Source organism: Zestomonas ipomoeae (assembly GCF_057128665.1).
In genome coordinates this window covers 224229-244096 of record NZ_JBSKHQ010000003.1, presented here as the reverse complement: position 1 = coordinate 244096, position 19868 = coordinate 224229, and the positions used below count along the sequence as shown (strand labels likewise).

Here is a 19868-nt window from a genome sequence, read left to right as displayed (position 1 = left end):
TGCTGGCGCGTCGTTCAGCGCCAGCGGCGGAAGATCAACGAGGTGTTGACGCCGCCGAAGGCGAAGTTGTTGTTCATCACGTATTCGTGGCTCATGGCGCGCGGCTCGCCGACCAGGTAGTCCAGCTCGCCGCAGCGCGGATCGACCTGCGCCAGGTTGAGGGTATGGATGTACTGGTCGCGGTTCATCATCTCGATGCTGAACCAGGACTCCAGCGCACCGCAGGCGCCGAGGGTATGGCCGAGAAAGCTCTTTTGCGAGCTGATCGGCATGCGGTTGCCGAACAGCTCCTGGGTCGCCAGGGTCTCGGCGATATCGCCCTGCTCGGTGGCGGTGCCGTGTCCGTTGACGTAGCCGATGGCGGCCGGCGGCAGGCCGGCGTCATCCAGGGCCAGTTGCATGGCGCCGCGCATGGTCGCCTGTTCCGGCTTGGTGATGTGCTGGCCGTCGGCGTTGCTGCCGAAACCGACCAGCTCGGCATGGATGCGCGCGCCGCGGGCCAGGGCATGCTCCAGTTCCTCGAGCACCAGCATGCCGGCGCCCTCGCCGATCACCAGGCCGTCGCGGCCCTGGTCGTAGGGGCGCGGCGAGGTGTGCGGGGCGTCGTTCTTCAGGCTGGTGGCGTAGAGCGCGTCGAACACCATGGCCTCGGTGGGACAGAGCTCCTCGGCGCCGCCGGCCAGCATCAGCGGCAGACGGCCGAACTTGATCGCTTCGTAGGCATAGCCGATGCCCTGGCTGCCGCTGGTGCAGGCGCTGGAGGTGGGGATCAGCCGGCCCTTGAGGCCGAAGAAAATGCTGATATTGGCCGCTGTGGTGTGCGGCATCATGCGCACGTAGGAGTTGGCGTTGAGGCCGTCGGCCACCGAGTTCATCAGCATGTTGCCGAAGGCCTTGATCTCGTCGGTGCTGCCGGTGGAGGAGCCGCAGGCCACGCCCATGCGGCCATCCTGGATGCTGGTGTCGCCGAGCAGACCGGCATCTTCCAGGGCACGTTCGGCGGCGGCCACCGACAGCCGGGAGACTCGGCCCATGCTGCGCAGCTGCTTGCGGGTCCAGTGGGCGGGTACGGCGAAGTCGTCCACCGGACCGCCGAGGCGGGTGTTCAACTCGGTGAAGCGATCCCATTCCTGCATGTAGCGAATGCCGCTGCGGTTGGCGCGGAAGTTAGCCTCGATGCTGGCCCAGTCGCTGCCCAGCGAGGTGATGCCGGCCATGCCGGTGACCACGACGCGCTTCATCAGCACAACCCCCCATTCACGGCGAGGACCTGGCGGGTGATATATGCCGCCTCCTCGGACATCAGAAAATTCACTGCCCCGGCGACTTCTTCCGGTGTGCCCATGCGGCCGGCCGGGATCATCTTGAGAATCTCTTCCAGGGGCACATGTTCGTCGAGCATATCGGTGTCGATCAGTCCCGGTGCCACGCAGTTGACGGTGATCCTGCGCTTGCCCAGCTCGATCGCCAGCGCCTTGGCGGCGCCGATCACACCGGCTTTGGAGGCGCTGTAATTGACCTGGCCGCGGTTGCCGATCAGCCCGGAGACCGAGGTGATGCAGACGATGCGCCCTGGCTTGCGCCGCCGGATCATCGGCATGCACAGCGGGTGCAGCACATTGTAGAAGCCGTCCAGGTTGGTGCGCAGCACCTGGTCCCAATCTTCGTCGGTCAGCGCCGGAAAGGCGCCGTCGCGGGTCAGCCCGGCATTGCAGACCACCCCGTAGTAGGCGCCGTGTTGCTCGACGTCGGTTTCCAGCGTGGTGCGGCAAGCGTCGCGGTCGGATACGTCGAATTGCAGGATGCGCGCCTGTCGGCCCAGTTCGGCGATCTGCGCCTGCACGGCCTCGGCCTCGTCACGCCGCGAACGGCAGTGCAGCACGATGTCGAAGCCGGCGCGGGCCAGGCGCAGGGCAATGGCGCGGCCGATGCCACGGCTCGATCCGGTGACCAGAATCGGGTCGTTCATAGTTCGGGTTCCTGTAGATAGCTGGCCACTTCCGGCGGGCGGAAGACATTGAGGCGGGCCTCGGCATGGATGCCGGGGCCGTCGAGATGGCATTCGAAGACGCCCATGCCGTTGTCGTCCTGCAGCGAGCGCAGGGCATGGATGCGCAGTTCGGCGCCGGCCGGAAAGGCTTCGACGTTGCACTGGAAGCTGCGGGTGCCGAGCAGAAAGCCCAGCTCCACCGGTTGTCCGTGCAGGCGCGCCTGGCAGCCGGCATAGGCGGCGATGCTCTGCGCCATCAGCTCGACGCCGACCCAGGCCGGCAGGCTGCCGTCGGCGCGGTTGAACAGGCCGCCGGGGCGTATGGTGAGGCGGGTGCGCACCTCCTCGTCGGCGAAGCTGTCGACGCCGTCGAGCAGGATCATGTCGCCGGCATGGGGCAAGAGTTCGGCGATCGGCCAATCGATCATGGTGTGTCCCCGAGAATCAGGCTGAAATTGTTGCCGCCGAAGGCGAAGGAGTTGCTCATCAGCCGGCGCGGGCGCCGATCCCCCAGGCGCTGGCCGGCGGTGGCCAGGCGCAGCGCCGGCAACTGCGGGTCGGCGACCCCATCCCACAGATGCGGCGGCAGCTGGCCGTCGCGGTTGTACTCGCTCAGGCACAGCCAGCAGAACGCCGCCTCCAGTGCTCCGGCGGCACCAAGGGTGTGGCCGGTCAGCGGTTTGGTCGAGGAGCAAGCCACGCCGTCCGGGAACAGCGCGTGCACCGCCTGGCTTTCCATGGCGTCGTTGTGCACGGTGGCGGTACCGTGCAGGTTCAGGTAGTCGATCTGCGCCGCCGTTAGGCCGGCTTCGGTAAGTGCCTTGCGCATCGCTTCCTGGGCGCCGAGCCCTTGTGGCTGCGGCGCGGAGATGTGGTGGGCGTCGGAGCTGGCGCCGCAGCCGAGCAGGGCGATGGGGGCCGGCTCGCGGGACGTTGGCTCCTTGGTCATGAGAAAGAGCGCGGCGGCCTCTCCGATATTGATGCCGTTGCGGTTGGCGGAAAACGGATTGCAGCGCTCGGCGGAGACCGCCTCCAGCGAGCCGAAGCCTTGCAGGGTCAGGCTGCACAGGGAATCCACCCCGCCGCACAGCACCGCGTCGCAGATGCCCAGGTCGAGCAGCCGGCGCGCGCTGAGCAGGGCGCGGGCGCTGGAGGTGCAGGCGGTGGAAATGGCATAGGCCGGGCCGCTCAGTTGCAGCCAGTCGGCGAGAAAAGCGGCCGGCGCGGCCAGTTCCTGCTGGCGGTAGCGGTAGTCGCTGGGGAACCGGCCCTCGGCCAGATAGCGGGCGATGCCGCCGGTGGCCTCGTGGATGCCCGAGGTGCTGGTGCCGAGCACCACGGCGATGCGCTCGGCGCCGTAGCGCGCGATGGCCTGGCGAATGTCGGCGTCGATTTCCAGGGCGGCAGCCAGCAGGAGCTGGTTGTTGCGCGTCGAATGGTCCTCCAGGCCTGCAGGGATCGCCGGCAGCGGCGCGTCGACGGCGCCCACCAGCATCGGGCCGCAAGGGCTCCAGCCCTGCTGCGGGCGCATGCCCGCGGCATCGCCGGCGAATAACCCGGCCGCCACCTCGGCCTTGCCCTGGCCGAGGGCGCAGGTCAGCCCGAGGGCGTTGAGATAGACAGTCATGGTGCGGTTCCTCGCTCATGCGCGGGAAGCGCAGTGACGCGGTAGTTCAGGCCGCCGGCGGCCGTCAGGTTGAAATCCAGCGGCCCATGGTAGCGGACCTGCCAGCGGGTATGACCGCCGTCCAGCAGCTGCCGCTGGGCCGGTGTCGCCTGCAAATGGGCATCGGGATAGCGCTGCGCCAGTTCCGCCGCCGGGGTCAGGGCGAACAGCAGGGCGGCGAATAGCTCGCGGGCCTCCGGGTTCGGCGGCAGCAGGCCGTCGTTGTGCCAGGCCTGCCATTCCAGGCTCTGGCGGGCCAGGGGAATGCCCAGCGGATCGAACAGCGACCAGCGCAGCGCGCCGGCTTCCGCCTGCACCACCAGCAGCCAGTCCTGGCGCTGCTCGCCCTGCTGGCGCTGCACATGCAGTTGCAGCGGCCAGGCCAGCGTCGGCGCGGCGGTGGGCAGCGGCGCGCGCGCGGCACAGCCGGCGAGCAGCAGGGCGAGCAGCAGCAGGGCTTGACGCATCACGGCTCCAGCGGCTTGCGCGCGGCGGCGTTGATCAGGGTTTCCTCGCGCTGGCCGAACGGTTTCGGCTGGCGAATGCCCCAGCGCTCCAGCAGGCCGAAGTCCTTCGAGCGGCTCCACCACAGATACGGATAGGAAACGTTGCGCTCGGCGAACTGAAAGCCCTGTCCGCGCAACATGGCCAGGTATTCGTCGGCGCTTTTCTGCACGTGCATCGGATGGCGGAACAGCCAGCGGATCACCCAGGTATCGATATAGGCCTTGGTCGATTCGGCGAACAGCAGCCAGCCGCCGGGCTTGAGCACGCGCCAGAACTCCGCCAGGGCCTTTTCCTGCTCGACCAGATGATGGAAGGTCTGGTGGCAGAACAGCAGGTCGACACTGGCGTCGGGCAGCTCGATGCGGGCGCAGTCGCTGGCGATCAGCTCGACATCCAGGCCCAGGCGCGAGGCTTCCGCCCGCGAGCAGTCGAGGCTGTGGGGATCGGCATCCAGGCCGATCAGCCGTGCCGGGGAGAAGGCCTCGTGCAGCAGGCGAAACGACTTGCCCTGGCCGCAGCCGGCATCGAGCAGCACCGCCTGTTCCGGCAGCGGGGCGTCGATCAGGCGCTGCAGGTCGTTGATCGCCACCCGCAGCACGTGGTGCTGCCAGGTATGGCTTTGCAGGAACCAGAAGCCGAAACGGGTTTCTTCGACGTAGGTGGGGGCGGCGCGGTCCATGGCTGTCCTTATCGTACGGTGGCGGCGCGCTCGCACAGCTCGGCGAGCACGCGCAGGCGCCGCTTGGGCTCGGCAACATAGGGGTTGCGCTGGTCCCAGGCGTAGCCGGCGAGGATCGAGCTGATCATGCCGCGAATGTCCGCCGAGGCATTGGGATGGAAGATCACGTTTTGGAAGCTGCCATCGTACCAACCCTCGACATAGGCGCGGAACGTATCCACGCCGCGTTTGAGCGGTACGGCGAAGTCCTGCTGCCAGTCCACCGGCTCGCCCTGCAACTGCCGGTGCAACAGGCCGGCGGCCATGCTCGCCGAGCGCATGGCAATGGTTACCCCGGAGGAGAACACCGGGTCGAGGAATTCGGCGGCGTTGCCGAGCAGCGCGAAACCGGGCCCGTGCAGGCTCTTGACGTTGGCCGAGTAGCCGCCGAGGCTGCGTGCCGGGGTGTCCCACACGGCGTTGCGCAGCAGGCCGGACAGGCTCGGCGTTTCTGCGACGAACTGCTGCAGGCAGGCGTCGAGATCCTGGGGACGGCCCTGGTAGTGGCTGGCGTCGGCCACCACGCCCAGCGAGCAGCGTCCGTCGCTGAACGGAATGGTCCAGAACCACACATCACGATGCTCGGGGTGGGTGGTGACCAGGATTTTCTCGCGGTCGAAGTGCAGGCCGGTGCTGTCGATGCGGTCTTCGATATGGGTGAACACCGCTTGGCGCACCGGGAACGCCGAGGGCGCTTCCAGGTCCAGCAGGCGCGGCAGCACTCGGCCGTAGCCACTGGCGTCGAGCACGAAGGCGCACTCCAGCGCGTATTCGCTGCCGTCCAGGCGGCGCACGGTCAGCCGCGGGCAGGTGCCGGAGAAATCGGCGGCGACGATTTCTTCTTCGTAGCGGATCTCCACCCCCTGGCGCGCGGCCTCGTCGGCCAGGATCTGATCGAAGCGGGCACGTTGCACCTGGAAGGTCCAGCTCTGGCCCTCGGTGAATTTTTCGCGGAAATCGAAGTTGGTGTAGTGCTCGCCCCAGGCGAAGGCGGCGCCGTTTTTCGGCTGGAAGCCGGCGGCTTCCACCGCCTGAAGCATGCCGGCCTCGGCGACGAAGTCCAGGCAATGGGAGAGCAGGCTCTCGCCAATGGAAAAACGCGGGAAGCGTTGGCGCTCGAGCACCAGCACGTCGTGTCCCTGCCGCTTCAACAGCGCGCTGGCGATGGCCCCGGACGGGCCTGCTCCGATCACTACGACTTGTCTTTGTTGCAGATCAAACGGCGCCATAGGGACTCCTGGCTTGTTGTTGTTCTACGGGGTGGCGGATGCCGAGCAGGATGGGCAGCAGGGTGGCGACCAGGCTCATCAGCAGCAGGCCGAGGTACACCGGGGCAGCGATCAAGCCCTGTTGCAGCAGCAGATTGAGGAAGACGATCTCGGTCAGCCCGCGGATATTCAGCAGCAGGCTGTCGCGCCATTTCGCCGCGGCGCATGCCTGGCGGTCGGCCCAGTGCAGACCGAGCCAGCTGCCGGCCACTTTGCTTGCCATCGGCAGGAGCAGCAATGCGCCCAAGTGCAGCCAGGACGCGCCTTGCCAGGCCGCGCCGAGGTCCACCTGCAACACGCCGCAGGTCAGGATCAGCGGCACGGCCAGCCCGTTGAGCAGCCAGGCCCAGTGGCGCGGCGCCAGGGGCAGGCGCAAGGGCTGGCGCAGCGCGGCCAGGCACAGCAGGTAGGCGATGCCGAACAGCAGGGCGTTGAGCTGCAATTGATGGAACAGCAGCATAAGGGCGAAGAACGGCAGGCTGTAGGCGAGCCCGTGGCGCAGGCGCAGGGCCCGCAGCAACAGCGGCAGGCCCGCCGCCAGCAGCGGCCAGAGCAGGTGCTGTGGTTGCGCGCCGCCCTGGGCCAGGGCGAACAGGCTCCAGCAGGCCAGGTCCATCAGGATCGCCGCCTGCAGCAGACGCTTGGTTGCGGCCGGCGGGTAGCCGATGTTCTGCAGGTAGAGGTACAGCACCGGGATGGCGGTGATGGAAAACAGCAGGCCGAGGCCCAAGGCACCCAGCCAGCCGCCATCCGGCAACAGCCAGGCGGCGCAGGCCAGGCCGCAAGCCAGCGGCAGCAGAAAGCTCGGCAGGGCGATCTTCAGGCTCTGCGAGTCGAACTGCAGATCGACCACGTCGCTGAGGATATAGCCCAGCAGCAGGGCGAAGCTCAGCCCGTAGAGCCCTTGCAGCCAGGCGGGTGCCAGCAGCGCGTCGGCCTGCAGCGACCAGTGCGGCCCGACGCCGGCGAGCAGCAGCGGAATGCCCAGGCCGGCCAGCAGCAACTGGCTGACGATGGGCGCGACGCCCAGGCGCTTGCCGAGGGCCAGGGCGGCGGCATACAGGGCCAGGGCCGACAGCCAGAAGCCGACGACCGTCATGGTGCGGTCTCGCTCGGCGCAGCCTGGCGAGTGCCGGCCCAGGGCGCGAGCAGGAAGCTGAACAGCAGGCCCAGGCCGATGGCCAGGCCGAAGTTGCTCACCGCCGGGGTGCTGGACAATGCCAACAGGCCGAATGCCAGCCAGGTGGTGAGTGCCGCCAGCGCATTGCCGAGCAGGCTGACCGCCGCGCCACCGACCCGCTCGCGCATCAGGATCGCGTAGTCGACACCGATGGCGCTGACCAGCAGCAGACCGAACAGGCTGAACAGGGTCAGCGGCTGGCCCAGCCAGCCGAGGCAGGCGAGGCTCGCCAGGGCCGCCAGCAGCGGCAGGGCCATTACCCGCAACGCGCCCTTGAGCCCGAAAGGCAGCACCAGCAGCACGACGATCAGCGAGCAGGACAGCAGTTTCAGCTCCGTGGCCTTCCACTGGGCGGCGGCGAAGGCGCCGTTCAACTGGCCGATGCGGTCGACCAGTTGCACGCCTTCCAGGCCCTCGGCCTGCTGCGCCAGCAGCTCGGCAGCGGTCACGCCGCGCAGGCTCACCAGAGCAGCCACGCCGTTGCCGTCAGCGCCGAGCCACAGCGGCCGCCAGGCTTCGCCGAGCGGGCCGGCCAGCGTCGTGGGGATATCCACTGGCGGCAGTGTCTGCAGCTCTTCCAGCTCCCGCTCCAGGGCCGCCGCCGGCACGCCGAGGTCGAGCAGTGGTTGCCAGTGCGCTCGCAGGTTGCCCAGCGCCTGGCGCATGCGGAATTGCGCGGCTGGTGCGGCGAGCAACTGGCTGAGGGCGCTGTAGCCTTGCAATTGCTGCTTGGCGACCAGCCGGTCCAGGCGCTCGCCGAGACGGGCCTGGCGCTCCAGCAACTGCTGCGGCTCGGCGCCACGCACCAGGTAGAACTGGCTGGTGGGCTGGAAGCCGGTGATGCGGGCGATGCGCTGGGCCTGCTCCAGCAACTGCGGCGGGGTGCCGACCCACTGGCGCAGGTCGTTGCGCACCTCCAGGCGGGACAGACCGCCGGCGCAGAAGGCCAGCAGCAGGAATAACAGCAGCGGCGAGCCGATACGTTGCAGCAATGCCAGGCGCACTCGCCAGGCGCGCTCGGCCAGTGCCAGCAGCAATGGCCAGGGCCGCAGTTGTGCGCCAGCGAGCAGCGCCGGCAACAGGCACAGTACGCAGAGGTAGGCGGCCAGCAGCCCGGCGACCGAGAAGGCGGCGATCTGCGTCAGTGCCGGGAACGGGGTGAAGGCCAGGGCCAAGTAGCCGATCAGGTTGGTCGCCAGGCTCAGGCTGAGGCCGGGCAGGGTGGCGCGCAGTGCGTTCCAGCTGTGCCAGGGTCGCAGCGCCCAGCTCTTGCTCAGGTAGTGCAGCGGGTAGTCCATGGCCACGCCGACCAGGCTGCTGCCGAGCACCAGGGTGATCACATGGACCTTGCCGAACAGCGCGACGCAGGACACCAAGCCGGCCAGCAGCCCGCAGACGACCGGCAGGAAGGCCACCAGCACCCGCGCGCGCCGGAACGCCAGCACCAGCAACAGCAGCGCACCGAGCGCAGCGCCGCCGCCGACCCAGGTCATTTCGCGACTGGCCTGTTGCTGGCCAGCCGCCGCGTGCAGCAGGCCGCTGGTGGCAAGCAATTGGGTGTCGGCCGGCAGATCCTTGCGAGCTTGCTCGATGAGTTCCGCCACGCGCAGCGGCAGGTTCAGGTCGAAGGCATCGGCGCGGGTGCGAGCCCGCAGCAGCGCCCAGTGAAGGCCATCGGCCTCGGCCAGCAATGCGCCGCTGGCCAGGTCGGCCTGCACCGCGCCGTTCTGTTGCTGCAGACGGGCGGCGGCGCGCTCGGCCAGGCCCAGCCAGTCCTGTTCGGCGGGTACCAGGGCGACGCCGGCGAAGGGATCGAACAGGCGCTGCACGCGCTGCTCGAGGAATGCCTGCGGCTGCCCGATCAGCAACTGGCGGTCGGCGGCGCCGAGCAATGCCAGGCGGCCCTGCAGCAGTTGTTGGCGCACGCCCGGCAGGTCGGCGCGCAGGCTCCATTGCACCGTCTCGAACAGCCCGCTGGCCTGCCAGCGCTCGCCCAGGCGACGGGCCTCGGCAATCGCCGCGTCGCGGTCGGCCTGGCCGATCAATACCAGCAGCTCGCGGTTGAGTGGGTCCTGCATGCGCTGTTCGGCCTGCTGTTGCAGGCCGTCGCGGGCGGCACCGGGCACCAGTTCCATCAGGTCGGTGGACAGCGGCGGGCCGTTGCGCCATTGCCAGGCGGCCAGCGCCAGCAGGGCGATCAGGCCGATCAGGAACAGGCGCGGCAGCAGGCGCTCGCTCGGCAGGCGATCAGGGCGCAAAGGCAGCGCGCTCCGCATCGTTCAAGGGGGCGCCGGCTTCGCTCTGCGGGAGCCGCACCAGGGTGCGGTCGCCCTGGGTTTCGAACAGTTCGATGCGCTCGACCAGCGCGCCGCCGGCAATGTCGATATGGCTGAAGATCTGCCTAAGCAATGCCGAGCGCGGGGTGAGCACCAGTTGCCAGTCGTCGGCGCTGCCGCTCAGGGCCAGCTCGAAGTCCCGTTGCAGGCCGCTGCTGTCGCCGCGCAGCACGGCGAGGAACAGGCGATTCTGCTGGGCCGCGGCGCCCTGTTGCGGCAGCGGTTGCCAAGTGTCGCCGTCGCGGCGGGCGATGCCCTGGTCGTCGATGCGGTAGTCCTGTTGCAGCGGGCTTTGCAGCAGCCAGAGCAGGCCGTGGTCCCTGGCCAGGACGAACCGGCCCTGGCTGGTCAGGGGCTGGGGCAGGGCACGCAGGTGTTTTTCCTGTACGAACGGACCGCGGATGACCTCCGGCGCCGATAGCTGGGCATTCAACTGGGGCAGGTCGAAGGCCTGCGCCAGCGGGCTGATGCTGGCCATCGCCAGCAACAACAGGCTGGTGCGCAGTAGCTGGCGAAATGGCGTGTTGAGCAGGCTTGGCGAGCGGGCTGCGCGCCCGAGCGGTGCGGGGGCTGGACAGCGATGTTGAGCTTCGTCGCTGCGCGTCTCAACCCAACCTACGGGGGCGTCGCGAAGGGGTAGGTTGGCGTTGAGCGCAGCGAAGCCCAACAAGGGCGCGTGGCGCCCCTGGGGAGTTGCTCTCTTGCGTTGGGCTTCAAGCCAACCGGCCAAACGTTGCCACAGAGTCATCAACCCAGCACCCTCTCCACCGCCTCGACGAACACCCTGGGCGAGGCCAGCAGCATTTCGCGCGTGGCGATTTCCACCGCCACTTGCACCGAACTGCCACGGGTCAGGCGTTCGCCGGTCTCGGCGTCGCTGATCAGGTAATTGATCTTCAGGCGGTTCTCCCACTCCACCAGGTCGGCGCGCACGATCAGTCGCTGGCCGAACCTGGCCCCGCGGATGTAGCGCAGTTGCAGGTCGATGATCGGCCAGGCGTAGCCGGCGTCGCGCATTTGCGTGTAGTTGTGGCCGAGCGCGTCGAGCAGCGCGCAGCGGGCGACCTCCAGGTACTTGACGTAGTGGCCGTGCCAGACCACTTCCATCATGTCCACGTCGAAGAACGGTACGAGAATCTCCGTCTCGACCTGCAGCACGCCGGCCTTACGCATGGGCGGCTCCTTGCAGGGGCGAATTCATTCGCCAACCGCTGCCTTGCCAGGCGAATAAATTCGCCCCTACAGGTGCAGGCCGGTACCCGCAGGAGCGACTGGCGGGTTGCACCCGCCCTACGCAAGAGACGTTACGCATAGAGGCTCCAGTGGCGGCTGCGGATACGCTCCAGGCACAGGCGCAGTTCGCCTTCCAGGGCGCGGTCTTCGATCAGCGGTGGGAAGTCCTCGGCCAGCTCGGTGTGCATGGCGGCCAGGGCCGGTGGCAGCGGACGGGCGTCTTCACTGCGTTCGCGCAGCCAGACGCCCTGCTGGGCAGCGAGCAGGGTGGCGGCGGCGACCTGCTCGGTCAGTTCCAGGCTGCGCAGGGCGTCGCGGGCGGCGATGGTGCCCATGCTCACCTTGTCCTGGTTATGGCATTCGGTGGAGCGCGAGAACACGCTGGCCGGCAGGGTGTTCTTCAGCGCCTCGGCGGTCCAGGCACTGGCGCCGATCTGCACGGCCTTGAAGCCGTGGTTGATCATCGCGGTCTCTGCCGGCGCGCCGGACAGGTTGCTCGGCAGGCCGTGGTTGTAGCGCACGTCCACCAGCAGGGCGAGCTGGCGGTCGAGCAGGTCGGCGACGTTGGCCACCAGGTTCTTCAGGCTGTCCATGGCGAAGGCGATGTGGCCGCCGTAGAAGTGCCCGCCATGCAGTACGCGCTCGGCCTCGGCATCGATGATCGGATTGTCGTTGGCGCTGTTCAGTTCGACCTCGATGAACTGCCGCAGCCAGCCCAGGCTGTCGGCCAGCACGCCGAGCACATGGGGCGCGCAGCGCAGCGAGTAGCGGTCCTGCAGGCGATGCAGCGGCGCGGTGGGCGCGTCGATGGCCAGGTCCTGGCGCAGCCAGGCGGCGACCTGGGTCTGGCCCGGATGCGGCTTGGCGGCGAACAGGCGTTCGTCGAAGTGCTCCGGGTTGCCCTGCAGGGCGATGACGTTGAGCGCGGTGATGCGCGTGGCCAGTTGCAGCAGGTAGTCGGCGCGGGCGTAGGCCAGGCAGGCCAGGCCGGTCATCACCGCGGTGCCGTTCATCAGCGCCAGGGCCTCTTTCGGCCGCAGAGTCAGCGGCGTCCAGCCCAGCGCACGATGTACCTCGGCAGAGCTGCGCACGTCGCCGCGCCAGAGCACGTCGCGTTCGCCAGCGAGGGTGGCGGCGACGTAGGACAGCGGGGTCAGGTCGCCGCTGGCGCCGACCGAACCTTCTTCCGGGATCAGCGGCAGGATGTCGTGCTCGAGAAAGCCCTGCAGGCGTTCCAGCAACTCGATGCGCACGCCGGACACGCCGTGGGACAGCGAACGCAGGCGCGCGGCGAGCACGGCGCGGGTGGCCTCGGCGTCGAGCAGCTTGCCCAGGCCGCAGCCGTGGAAGGTGTAGAGATGGCGCGGCAGCGCCTCGACGTGGTGCAGCGGCACGGCGACTACGCAGGAGTCGCCGTAGCCGGTGGTCACACCATAGATCACGCCTTCCTTGTCCAGCAGGGTGTCGAGGAATTGCGCGCCCTTGGCGATGCGCTGGCGGAACGCCTCATCGGCCTGCAACACGGCCGGCGCGCGGCGCTGGGCCACGGCGACCACCGCTTCGATGGAAAGATGGCCTTCGCCGAATACCACGGGATCAGTCGTCATGCTGTTTCCAGAACGGGTAGAAGTTGAACCATTGCAGCGGTGCGTCCAGGCAGCGCTGGCCGAGGCGGTCGGCGTAGCGCTGGGCCCAGTTGCGGATAACCTGTTCGCGGTCGCTGCGCCGCCACTGGATGCGCTCGGCGAACGGCTCCAGGTGCACGCGATAACGGCCGTCCTGCTTCAGGCAGAACATCAGGTTGAGCGGGCATTGCAGCAGCCCGGCCAGCAGCCAGGGGCCCTGCGGCAAGGCGGCAGGATGGCCGAGGAAGTCGACCGTCACCCGGCGGCCGCCATGCAGCGGCACGCGGTCGCCGGCGATCGCCAGCCATTCGCCGCGATCCAGGCGCTGGGATAGCTGCAGCATGATCGCCGGGTCCAGCTCGCTGACCTGGATCAGCCGCAGGTGGCTGGCCCCGGCCTCGCCGAGCAGGCGGTTGAAGCGCTCGGCGTGCTTGGTATGCACCAGCACGTTCATCTGCACCTTCTCGCCGATCTCGGCCAGGGCCCGGCAGACTTCCAGGTTGCCCAGGTGCGCGCCAACCAGCATCTGCCCGCGCTCGCCGCGCAGCCGCGAGCGCAGGCCGGCGGGGTCGTTCAGTTCGATCCGGTCCAGGCCGAGGCGGCCGTTCCACACGTCGAGCTTGTCCAGCAGGCTGTCGGCGAAGCTCATGAACTGGCCGAACACCGAGCGCAGGGTCGGCTTCGACTGCGTGCGGCCGCTGGCCTCGGCCAGGTACCGTTGGTACTGCCAGGCGCTCTGGCGCGCGGTGCGACCGAACAGGAAGAAGTAGAAAACGATCAGGTACAGCAGCGGCGCCAGGGCGCGGCGGCCGAGGCCGCGGGCGATCCAGGCGGTGAACCTCATCAGCAGGAAGCTGCCGCGCTCTTGTTCCGCGGCCCAGTGGCGGCTGTCGCTCATCGGCACCACCGGCGGTAGAGGATCGCGGGGGCACGCAGCAACATGCCGAAGAACAGCTTGGCGTGCATCTTCGAGATCAGGGCGTTGTCCAGCCACAGACGGAAATGCGAGAGGCCGTCCTGCGGGTAGTGCACCCGGGTCGGCAGCCAGTGCATCGGCTGGTTGCGCCAGGCCAGGCGTACGAGGATCTCGGTGTCGAAATCCATGCGCCGGCCGATGTGCACGCTGTCGATCAGCGCCAGGGTCGGCGCCAGCGGATAGACGCGAAAGCCGCACATGGAGTCGCGAATGCCCAGCGACAGGGTGTTGATCCACACCCACACATGGGTCAGGTAGCGGGCGTACAGGCGCCCCTTGGGCACGCTGGCGTCGTAGCGCGGGTAGCCACAGATCAGCGTGTCCGGCGCCTGGCACGAGGCATCGAGAAAGCTGCCTACGTCATCGAGGTCGTGCTGGCCGTCGGCGTCCACCTGCAGGGCATGGCTGAAGCCCAGGCGCCGCGCCTCGCGCAGCCCGGCCATCACCGCGCCGCCCTTGCCCTGGTTGTGCGGCAGGCGCAGCAGGTGCACCGTCTCCTGTTCGGCCAGACGGTCCATCGCTGCGGCGCAGGCCGGGCTGGAGGCGTCGTCCACCAGCACGCACGGCAAACCCTGGGCGAGCAGGCGCTCGACCACGCCGGGCAGCGGGCCTTCGTGGTTGTAGACCGGGATGACGGCGCAGGGGATGAATCCCCCCTCTCCTGTCGGGAGAGTGGCCGGGGGAGAGGGGGACTCGCTGCTCGTTCGAGCCCCGCGGTTTCCCTCATCCGGCGCTGCGCGCCACCTTCTCCCGGCGGGAGAAGGAATGCCGGGCTCAAGCATCCGCACCCCCCAACACTATCCGCCCGGACGAGCAGGCCTTGTCGCCGTGGTGGTAGGCAAAGTGCAGCTTGCTGCGTTCGGCGTCGAAACGCAGGGTCAGTCGCAGGCGGTCGCCGGGGCGCGCCAGTTGCTGGAACTTGAGCACTTCCATGCCGGCGAAGCGCGGCGGCAACGCCATCAGTTCGCGGGCGATGGCCAGGGCCCAGTCGATCTGTACCACGCCGGGCAGCACCGGGGTCTGTGGGAAGTGGCCGGTGAAGTGCGCCAGGTCCAGCGGTACTTCCAGTTCCAGCAGCCACTGGTCGTCGTCCTGCCGTTGGCTCAGGCGCTCCGGCTGCAGGGTGCGGGCGGCCTGCAACAGGGCGTCGATCTGCGCCTGCGGCAGCTTGCCCTGGGCATTGCTCGGCAGTTGCCGCAGCAGCCGCCAACGGCGTGGCAGGGCCAGCGCTTCGCAGTGCCCGGCCAGGTGTTGGCGCAGGGCGTTGGTCAGGGTCTTGCGGCCGCGATTGCGCAGGGCGTGCAGCCCGGCGTCGTTCAGGGCGACCAGGGCGCCGAGGTAGGCGCGGTTGTCGTGGATCACGCCGAGGCGGGCTTCGGCGACCCATTCATGGGCGGCCAGCGCCTGCTCCAGCATGGGCAGGGAGATGCGCTTCTCTTCCAGCTTGACGATGCGGTCGAGGCGACCGAGCAGCTCGAAGCGGCCGTCGTCGGTGAAGCGCACGGCGTCGGCGGTCTGCTCCACATGCCCCGTCGGCAGGAACGGCGAGCGCACCCGCAGGGCGCTGTCGGCGTCCGCGTCGAGCTCGACGCCGGGCAGCGCCTGCCAGGGCTGGTCGCCCTGGCGCCAGGCGATGCCGCCGGTTTCCGAGCTGCCGAAGATTTCCGTCGGCCACTGGCCCAGTTGCTCTTCCAGGTTTTGCGCTGCCTCGAAGGGCAGCGCGCCGCCGGAGGAGAACACGCGCCTGACCCGGCGCAGCGCCGGCCAATCCAGGTTTTCGCCCATGCGCTTGAGCAGCGCCGGGCTGGCGACCCAGGCGAAATCGCCGGCAGCCGGAAGCTCCAGGCTGGCGCGCTGCAGGTCTTCGGGGAACGGCTGGGCGCGCCGCAGGAAGGGCCGGCCGGCACACAACGGCCAGAGCACGCGGAACAGCAGGCCATAGATGTGCTGGGCAGCGACGCTGCCGACCACGGTGGCACCGTGCAGGTCGCTGCCCCACAGCTGTTCGAGGGCTTCGACTTCGTTGGCCAGTTGGCCCAGGTGCTTGTCGATCAGCTTGGGCTCGCCGCTGGAGCCGGAGGTGCTGAGGGTCAGCCGGCAGCGCTCCAGGTCCAGGGGCGCGGCGGGCAGTGGCGGGGCGGTCAGGTTGGCGGGGCGCAGGTCAGCCGGCTGATCGCTCAGCCACAGGTCGACCCGCTCGGCCAGGCGCTGGCGGCTGTGGGGTTGCAAATCGGCCGGCAGGATCACTTCGACCCCGGCGCGCCAGGCGCCGAGCAGGGCGACGGCCAGTTCGGCCGCATCCTCCAGGTGTACCGCCAGGCAGCGCACGCCGCGCTGCTGCAGACCGGCGGCCAGGCCGAGGGCCTGGTTGCGCAAGTCGGCGAAACCCAGCTCGGGTGTCACCGCGCGGGTGTCGGCTGCGTCGAGCAGCAGCCGGTCGAGACAAATCCAGCTCATCCTTGGGCCCTTACCCGTTGGCGAATCAACCATTCGCCGGCGAACAACAGCCCCATCAGGCCGTAGGAAATCAATCCGGTGTACAGCGTCCACCAGGCCAGCGGTGCCCACAGGGTGAGGGCGGCGGCGATCAGCCCGTTGGCGAGGAAGAACAGCGCCCACACCTGGGTGACCTGGCGGGTATAGCGTACCGCGTGCTCCGGCAGCAGCGGCTCGCGCAGGCGCGCCAGGCGCTCCACCAGCGGCGGGCCGTACTTCAGGCTGAGGCCGAACAGGCCGAGCAGCAGCAGGCTGAGCAGCACCGGATACCAGCGCAGCAGGGCGGGTGTGTCGGCCAGCCACAGCAACAGGCAGAAGGCTAGTGCGGCGCCCGCCATCCAGCGGCTGCCGGGGCGTTGGCGCGCGGTGAGCGCGCGGGCCAGCCAGAGCCCGCCTAGCAGCAGGGCGAAGACCCGCGGCGGCAGATGCTCGATGCCGAAGTACACGGCGAACGGGTAGGCCAGGCCGGCCAGCACCAGTATCAGGCCGACCAGTCGACTCATGCGGCGGCGACCATCCGGTGCACGGCCTCGACTACATCGCTGACGGTACGCACGGACTTGAAGTCTTCGGCGGCGATCTTCTTGCCGGTCTGCCGCTTGATGTGGTCGATCAGGTCGACGGCGTCGATGCTGTCGATCTCAAGGTCTTCGTACAGGTTGCTGTCCAGGCCGATGCTGTCGGCGTCGAGTTCGAACAGCTCGACCAGGGCGTCGCGCAGAGTGGCGAAGATTTCTTCACGGGTTTGCATGCTCGCGACTCCTCAGGCAGCTTGCTGGGCGGTGACGAACGCCGCCAGGCTGGCGACGTTGGCGAAGTGCTTGCGGGTGTCCTTGGCGTCGGCGTCGATCTTGATGCCGAAGCGCTTCTGGATCGCCAGGCCCAATTCCAGGGCGTCCACCGAGTCGAGACCCAGGCCGTCGCCGAACAGGGTCAGTTCGGCGCCGATTTCCTCGGGCGAGATGTCCTCCAGGCCGAGGGCATCGATGATCAGGTTTTTGATCTCAAGCTGCAGATCGCTCATCTTCGGCGAGCTCCTTTATGAAGTGCTGGTGCAGATAATCGTTGAGTTTGCGCGAGGCGATGGGCGCCGAGCCCTGGGCCGCGAAAGCCTGGGGGTCGATATCGTCGCCGACCCGCAGACGGAAATGGAAGCGCCGCGAGGGAATGCGATACCAGGGTTCGGCCTTGGTCAGCGTGGTGGGTGTGACGCTGATCACCACCGGCGTCACCACCTGCGCGCCGCGCAGGGCGATGGCCGCGGCGCCGCGATGGAATTCCGGGGCTTTGCCTGGCGTGGTGCGGGTGCCCTCGGGAAAGACGATCAGGGTCTGGCCGTCGCGCAGCGCGCCGGCGGCTTCGTCGAGCATGTCCATGCTGCCGCTGTTGCTGATGTAGCCGGCGGCGCGAATGGGGCCGCGCATGAACGGGTTGTGCCACAGGCTCTGCTTGACTACGCAGTTGGCATCGCGGATCTGGGCGATCAGCACCACCACGTCGATCAGCGACGGATGGTTGGCAATGATCAATTGGCCGGGTTTGCCGAGGCGCTCGGCGCCTTCGATCTCGTAGGTCAGCACGCCGCTGCGGTACATGAACTGAACGAAGCACCAGAACGTCCAACTGACCGTGGCGCGGGCGCGCAGGCGGCGGACCAGGGCATCGCCGGGCAGCAGGCTTTGCAGCGGGAATACCACCAGGCGCAGGAATAGCCCGCCGAGGCCGAAGATGCTGAAGCTGAGTGCGGTGGCGATCAGCCGCCAGGCATAGGGGGCGCTGCCGGGGCGGTTCAGTGGTTGCGTTGCCAGGTCCATATACGTCTCTTCCAGGGGTGCCGGCAGTGGCTGTCTTGGTTCAACAGGGCTTGTAGAAAGCCGAGGGCATGGGGCCAGGGCGCCGGCTCGGCGGGCTCGGCACTGCTGGCCAGGCTCAACTGCCAGTCCGTGCCGGGCTTGAGCAGCAGGCCCAGGGCGTAGGGAAAGGGCACATCGTCGACCCACTCGGCATAGGCGGCCGGCGGCTGCTCTTCGGCGATCACCAGCAGTACCGCCGGGGCGCCTTCGGCCAGCAGGGCGGCGGCTTCCAGGGCTGCATGCTCGAAACCGTCGCCTTCGGCGGCGAGAGCGGTCATCTCGCTGGTGTCGCCGCGCTGGATCGACCACAGGCCGATGATGGCGTTGTGCACCGAGAGGCTGAACTGGGTTGGTGACAGCGGCTCGCCCTTGGCCAAGTCGCTGAGAATGGCGAAGGTGCGCGGCGTTTCGCCGTGCCGGGAGGCGAACACCAGGGGCATCGGCGCCTGCTGCTCGGCCAGCGGCCAGGCGACATCGAAGACCATGCGCGCCAGGCGGCTCAGGCGGCGGCGCTGCATGGCCGGGAGAAAGCTCACGTCGGGTTGCGAATCATCCGCCGGCGGCTGCCAGGGCGACAGGCTCCATTGCAGCCAGTCCTGCGCACTCGCCAGCCCTGGCGCCCAGGCTCGCCATTGATCGATATTGAAATGAATCACGCGTAGAGCTCTTCCGGCCCTTTCTGGGCATCACAACGTCGACGGAGGCGTCCTGAACGACAAGACCTTGTCGATGGTGCCATAGCAAAGTGATGGCATTATCCAGGCCGCGCGGGTCGCAGGCAAACTCCCACTAGCTTATCCGGACCGGAGGTTTCAGTGCACCTGGCGTGACGGAAGGTTGCCTGGATAGTTCCACTGGGGCGACGTTCGGTCACGAGCTGACCGAGAGCCTCGCCCTTGTCCCGTTCATTGCATAGAATCCTTGGCTTCACTCTCAGGGAGGTGTGGCATGCGGCGCGTGGTATTCAATCAGAAGGGAGGCGTAGGCAAGTCGAGCATTGCCTGCAACCTGGCGGCGGTGAGTGCGGCGGAGGGCTATCGCACATTGTTGATCGACCTCGACGCCCAGGCCAATTCCACCCATTACCTCACCGGGCTCACCGGCTCGGACATTCCCGAAGGCATCGCCGAGTTCTTCAAGCACAGCCTGTCGTCCGGACTGCTGGCGAGGAAGGGCAAGGTGGACATCTATGAGACGCCGTTCGACAACCTGCACGTGGTGACCGCCACCGCCGAACTGGCCGACCTGCAGCCGAAGCTGGAGGCCAAGCACAAGATCAACAAGCTGCGCAAATTGCTCGACGAACTGGCGGAAGACTATGACCGCATCTATCTGGATACGCCGCCTGCGCTGAACTTCTATACGGTCTCCGCGTTGATTGCCGCCGATCGCTGCCTGATTCCCTTCGATTGCGACAGTTTTTCCCGCCAGGCGCTGTACGGGCTGCTCGCCGAGATCGAAGAGCTGAAGGAGGACCACAACGAGGGGCTCGAGGTCGAGGGCATCGTCGTCAACCAGTTCCAACCTCGCGCTTCGCTGCCGCAGCAACTGCTGGACGAGCTGGTGGCCGAGGACATGCCGGTGCTGCCGGTCTACCTGATGAGTTCGGTGAAGATGCGCGAGTCCCACCAGGCCTGCACGCCACTGATCTTCTTCGAGCCCCGGCACAAGCTGACCCAGCAGTTCGTCGAACTGCACGGGTTGCTGGAGGGGACTGCGCAGGAGGGGTAGCTCTCCGCTCATTCCAGCGAGGCGTTTGCGGACCAAGGATGAGGACCTGCGAGCCTGCCCCTGGGCCCCGGCCTTCGCCGGGGTGACGGACAAATAAGTTTGTCGATATCGGGTATCCCCACGGCTTGGCTGGCTACCGGGAGGCAGGCCGCTCGGTGATTTTGATCGGCACCCTCCACTAGCCCCGTCATACCGACGCAGGTCGGTATCCAGGCCAGGCAGCGCAAGAGACTGGCTGATGCACGGCGGAAGGCGCCGCTAAGGGCAAGCACCTACCCGCCTGCCCCTG

General features: G+C 68.2%; 21 protein-coding genes. 1 reads left to right on the top strand and 20 read right to left on the bottom strand.

What is annotated here, in order from left to right:
• Positions 1 to 14: 14 nt before the first annotated feature.
• The 20 genes from ACWKV7_RS06735 to ACWKV7_RS06640 all read right to left on the bottom strand — a co-directional run bounded on the left by ACWKV7_RS06735 (position 15) and on the right by ACWKV7_RS06640 (position 18504).
• Positions 15 to 1241, bottom strand: coding sequence for a beta-ketoacyl-ACP synthase (locus ACWKV7_RS06735; protein ID WP_483856881.1), 1227 nt, complete (start codon positions 1239 to 1241; stop codon positions 15 to 17).
• Positions 1241 to 1969 (bottom strand): 3-oxoacyl-ACP reductase FabG, encoded by a 729-nt coding sequence (gene fabG / locus ACWKV7_RS06730; RefSeq protein WP_483856880.1) that lies wholly within the window; start codon positions 1967 to 1969, stop codon positions 1241 to 1243. The genes ACWKV7_RS06735 and fabG overlap by 1 nt, the downstream gene beginning before the upstream one ends.
• Complete coding sequence (locus ACWKV7_RS06725; protein ID WP_483856879.1) at positions 1966 to 2418, bottom strand: hotdog family protein; 453 nt, start codon at positions 2416 to 2418, stop codon at positions 1966 to 1968. Before ACWKV7_RS06725 ends, fabG begins: the two co-directional genes overlap by 4 nt.
• On the bottom strand, positions 2415 to 3617 hold the full coding sequence (locus tag ACWKV7_RS06720; RefSeq protein ID WP_483856878.1) for a beta-ketoacyl-[acyl-carrier-protein] synthase family protein: 1203 nt from the start codon (positions 3615 to 3617) through the stop codon (positions 2415 to 2417). The genes ACWKV7_RS06725 and ACWKV7_RS06720 overlap by 4 nt, the downstream gene beginning before the upstream one ends.
• Entirely contained in the window at positions 3614 to 4126 is a 513-nt protein-coding gene (locus ACWKV7_RS06715) for a DUF3261 domain-containing protein (protein ID WP_483856877.1), read from the bottom strand. The genes ACWKV7_RS06720 and ACWKV7_RS06715 overlap by 4 nt, the downstream gene beginning before the upstream one ends.
• The gene (locus ACWKV7_RS06710) at positions 4123 to 4842 is read right to left on the bottom strand and encodes a class I SAM-dependent methyltransferase (RefSeq protein WP_483856876.1); all 720 of its coding nucleotides are present in this window, start codon (positions 4840 to 4842) and stop codon (positions 4123 to 4125) included. The genes ACWKV7_RS06715 and ACWKV7_RS06710 overlap by 4 nt, the downstream gene beginning before the upstream one ends.
• Before the next feature lie 8 nt (positions 4843 to 4850).
• Complete coding sequence (locus ACWKV7_RS06705) at positions 4851 to 6110, bottom strand: NAD(P)/FAD-dependent oxidoreductase (RefSeq protein WP_483856875.1); 1260 nt, start codon at positions 6108 to 6110, stop codon at positions 4851 to 4853.
• Positions 6097 to 7248 carry a sodium:proton antiporter gene (locus ACWKV7_RS06700; RefSeq protein WP_483856874.1) on the bottom strand — a complete coding sequence of 384 codons (1152 nt, stop codon included), beginning with the start codon at positions 7246 to 7248 and terminating at the stop codon, positions 6097 to 6099. Before ACWKV7_RS06700 ends, ACWKV7_RS06705 begins: the two co-directional genes overlap by 14 nt.
• Positions 7245 to 9572 carry an MMPL family transporter gene (locus ACWKV7_RS06695; RefSeq protein ID WP_483856953.1) on the bottom strand — a complete coding sequence of 776 codons (2328 nt, stop codon included), beginning with the start codon at positions 9570 to 9572 and terminating at the stop codon, positions 7245 to 7247. The genes ACWKV7_RS06700 and ACWKV7_RS06695 overlap by 4 nt, the downstream gene beginning before the upstream one ends.
• 4 nt (positions 9573 to 9576) lie before the next feature.
• Positions 9577 to 10143, bottom strand: coding sequence for an outer membrane lipoprotein carrier protein LolA (locus tag ACWKV7_RS06690; RefSeq protein WP_483856952.1), 567 nt, complete (start codon positions 10141 to 10143; stop codon positions 9577 to 9579).
• Between the two features lie 269 nt (positions 10144 to 10412).
• Entirely contained in the window at positions 10413 to 10838 is a 426-nt protein-coding gene (locus tag ACWKV7_RS06685) for an acyl-CoA thioesterase (protein WP_483856873.1), read from the bottom strand.
• A 131-nt stretch (positions 10839 to 10969) separates the two neighbouring features.
• Positions 10970 to 12505 carry an HAL/PAL/TAL family ammonia-lyase gene (locus ACWKV7_RS06680; RefSeq protein ID WP_483856872.1) on the bottom strand — a complete coding sequence of 512 codons (1536 nt, stop codon included), beginning with the start codon at positions 12503 to 12505 and terminating at the stop codon, positions 10970 to 10972.
• Positions 12495 to 13421: an LpxL/LpxP family acyltransferase gene (locus ACWKV7_RS06675; protein WP_483856871.1), complete on the bottom strand. Its 927-nt coding sequence runs from the start codon at positions 13419 to 13421 to the stop codon at positions 12495 to 12497. The genes ACWKV7_RS06680 and ACWKV7_RS06675 overlap by 11 nt, the downstream gene beginning before the upstream one ends.
• Positions 13418 to 14146 carry a glycosyltransferase family 2 protein gene (locus ACWKV7_RS06670; RefSeq protein WP_483856951.1) on the bottom strand — a complete coding sequence of 243 codons (729 nt, stop codon included), beginning with the start codon at positions 14144 to 14146 and terminating at the stop codon, positions 13418 to 13420. The genes ACWKV7_RS06675 and ACWKV7_RS06670 overlap by 4 nt, the downstream gene beginning before the upstream one ends.
• Positions 14147 to 14273: 127 nt before the next feature.
• On the bottom strand, positions 14274 to 15956 hold the full coding sequence (locus tag ACWKV7_RS06665) for an ApeI family dehydratase (protein ID WP_483856870.1): 1683 nt from the start codon (positions 15954 to 15956) through the stop codon (positions 14274 to 14276).
• Positions 15953 to 16498 carry a COG4648 family protein gene (locus ACWKV7_RS06660; RefSeq protein ID WP_483856869.1) on the bottom strand — a complete coding sequence of 182 codons (546 nt, stop codon included), beginning with the start codon at positions 16496 to 16498 and terminating at the stop codon, positions 15953 to 15955. The genes ACWKV7_RS06665 and ACWKV7_RS06660 overlap by 4 nt, the downstream gene beginning before the upstream one ends.
• Positions 16495 to 16746, bottom strand: a complete 252-nt coding sequence (locus ACWKV7_RS06655) for an acyl carrier protein (RefSeq protein WP_483856868.1) — start codon at positions 16744 to 16746, stop codon at positions 16495 to 16497. Before ACWKV7_RS06655 ends, ACWKV7_RS06660 begins: the two co-directional genes overlap by 4 nt.
• A 12-nt stretch (positions 16747 to 16758) precedes the next feature.
• Positions 16759 to 17019, bottom strand: coding sequence for a phosphopantetheine-binding protein (locus tag ACWKV7_RS06650; protein ID WP_483856867.1), 261 nt, complete (start codon positions 17017 to 17019; stop codon positions 16759 to 16761).
• Positions 17000 to 17809 carry a lysophospholipid acyltransferase family protein gene (locus tag ACWKV7_RS06645; RefSeq protein WP_483856866.1) on the bottom strand — a complete coding sequence of 270 codons (810 nt, stop codon included), beginning with the start codon at positions 17807 to 17809 and terminating at the stop codon, positions 17000 to 17002. Before ACWKV7_RS06645 ends, ACWKV7_RS06650 begins: the two co-directional genes overlap by 20 nt.
• Positions 17785 to 18504: a beta-ketoacyl synthase chain length factor gene (locus ACWKV7_RS06640; protein WP_483856865.1), complete on the bottom strand. Its 720-nt coding sequence runs from the start codon at positions 18502 to 18504 to the stop codon at positions 17785 to 17787. Before ACWKV7_RS06640 ends, ACWKV7_RS06645 begins: the two co-directional genes overlap by 25 nt.
• A 292-nt stretch (positions 18505 to 18796) precedes the next feature.
• Between ACWKV7_RS06640 and ACWKV7_RS06635 the strand changes: the two genes are divergently transcribed.
• Entirely contained in the window at positions 18797 to 19579 is a 783-nt protein-coding gene (locus ACWKV7_RS06635) for a ParA family protein (RefSeq protein WP_483856864.1), read from the top strand.
• Positions 19580 to 19868: the final 289 nt, after the last annotated feature.

Coding starts and splice junctions, on each gene's coding strand:
- ACWKV7_RS06650 (WP_483856867.1), bottom strand. CDS start 17,019: ATGAGCGATCTGCAGCTTGAGATCAAAAACCTGATCATCGATGCCCTC.
- ACWKV7_RS06675 (WP_483856871.1), bottom strand. CDS start 13,421: ATGAGCGACAGCCGCCACTGGGCCGCGGAACAAGAGCGCGGCAGCTTC.
- ACWKV7_RS06710 (WP_483856876.1), bottom strand. CDS start 4,842: ATGGACCGCGCCGCCCCCACCTACGTCGAAGAAACCCGTTTCGGCTTC.
- ACWKV7_RS06645 (WP_483856866.1), bottom strand. CDS start 17,809: ATGGACCTGGCAACGCAACCACTGAACCGCCCCGGCAGCGCCCCCTAT.
- ACWKV7_RS06705 (WP_483856875.1), bottom strand. CDS start 6,110: ATGGCGCCGTTTGATCTGCAACAAAGACAAGTCGTAGTGATCGGAGCA.
- ACWKV7_RS06725 (WP_483856879.1), bottom strand. CDS start 2,418: ATGATCGATTGGCCGATCGCCGAACTCTTGCCCCATGCCGGCGACATG.
- ACWKV7_RS06735 (WP_483856881.1), bottom strand. CDS start 1,241: ATGAAGCGCGTCGTGGTCACCGGCATGGCCGGCATCACCTCGCTGGGC.
- ACWKV7_RS06655 (WP_483856868.1), bottom strand. CDS start 16,746: ATGCAAACCCGTGAAGAAATCTTCGCCACTCTGCGCGACGCCCTGGTC.
- ACWKV7_RS06700 (WP_483856874.1), bottom strand. CDS start 7,248: ATGACGGTCGTCGGCTTCTGGCTGTCGGCCCTGGCCCTGTATGCCGCC.
- ACWKV7_RS06720 (WP_483856878.1), bottom strand. CDS start 3,617: ATGACTGTCTATCTCAACGCCCTCGGGCTGACCTGCGCCCTCGGCCAG.
- ACWKV7_RS06680 (WP_483856872.1), bottom strand. CDS start 12,505: ATGACGACTGATCCCGTGGTATTCGGCGAAGGCCATCTTTCCATCGAA.
- ACWKV7_RS06690 (WP_483856952.1), bottom strand. CDS start 10,143: ATGGCCAGCATCAGCCCGCTGGCGCAGGCCTTCGACCTGCCCCAGTTG.
- ACWKV7_RS06635 (WP_483856864.1), top strand. CDS start 18,797: ATGCGGCGCGTGGTATTCAATCAGAAGGGAGGCGTAGGCAAGTCGAGC.
- fabG (WP_483856880.1), bottom strand. CDS start 1,969: ATGAACGACCCGATTCTGGTCACCGGATCGAGCCGTGGCATCGGCCGC.
- ACWKV7_RS06660 (WP_483856869.1), bottom strand. CDS start 16,498: ATGAGTCGACTGGTCGGCCTGATACTGGTGCTGGCCGGCCTGGCCTAC.
- ACWKV7_RS06685 (WP_483856873.1), bottom strand. CDS start 10,838: ATGCGTAAGGCCGGCGTGCTGCAGGTCGAGACGGAGATTCTCGTACCG.
- ACWKV7_RS06665 (WP_483856870.1), bottom strand. CDS start 15,956: ATGAGCTGGATTTGTCTCGACCGGCTGCTGCTCGACGCAGCCGACACC.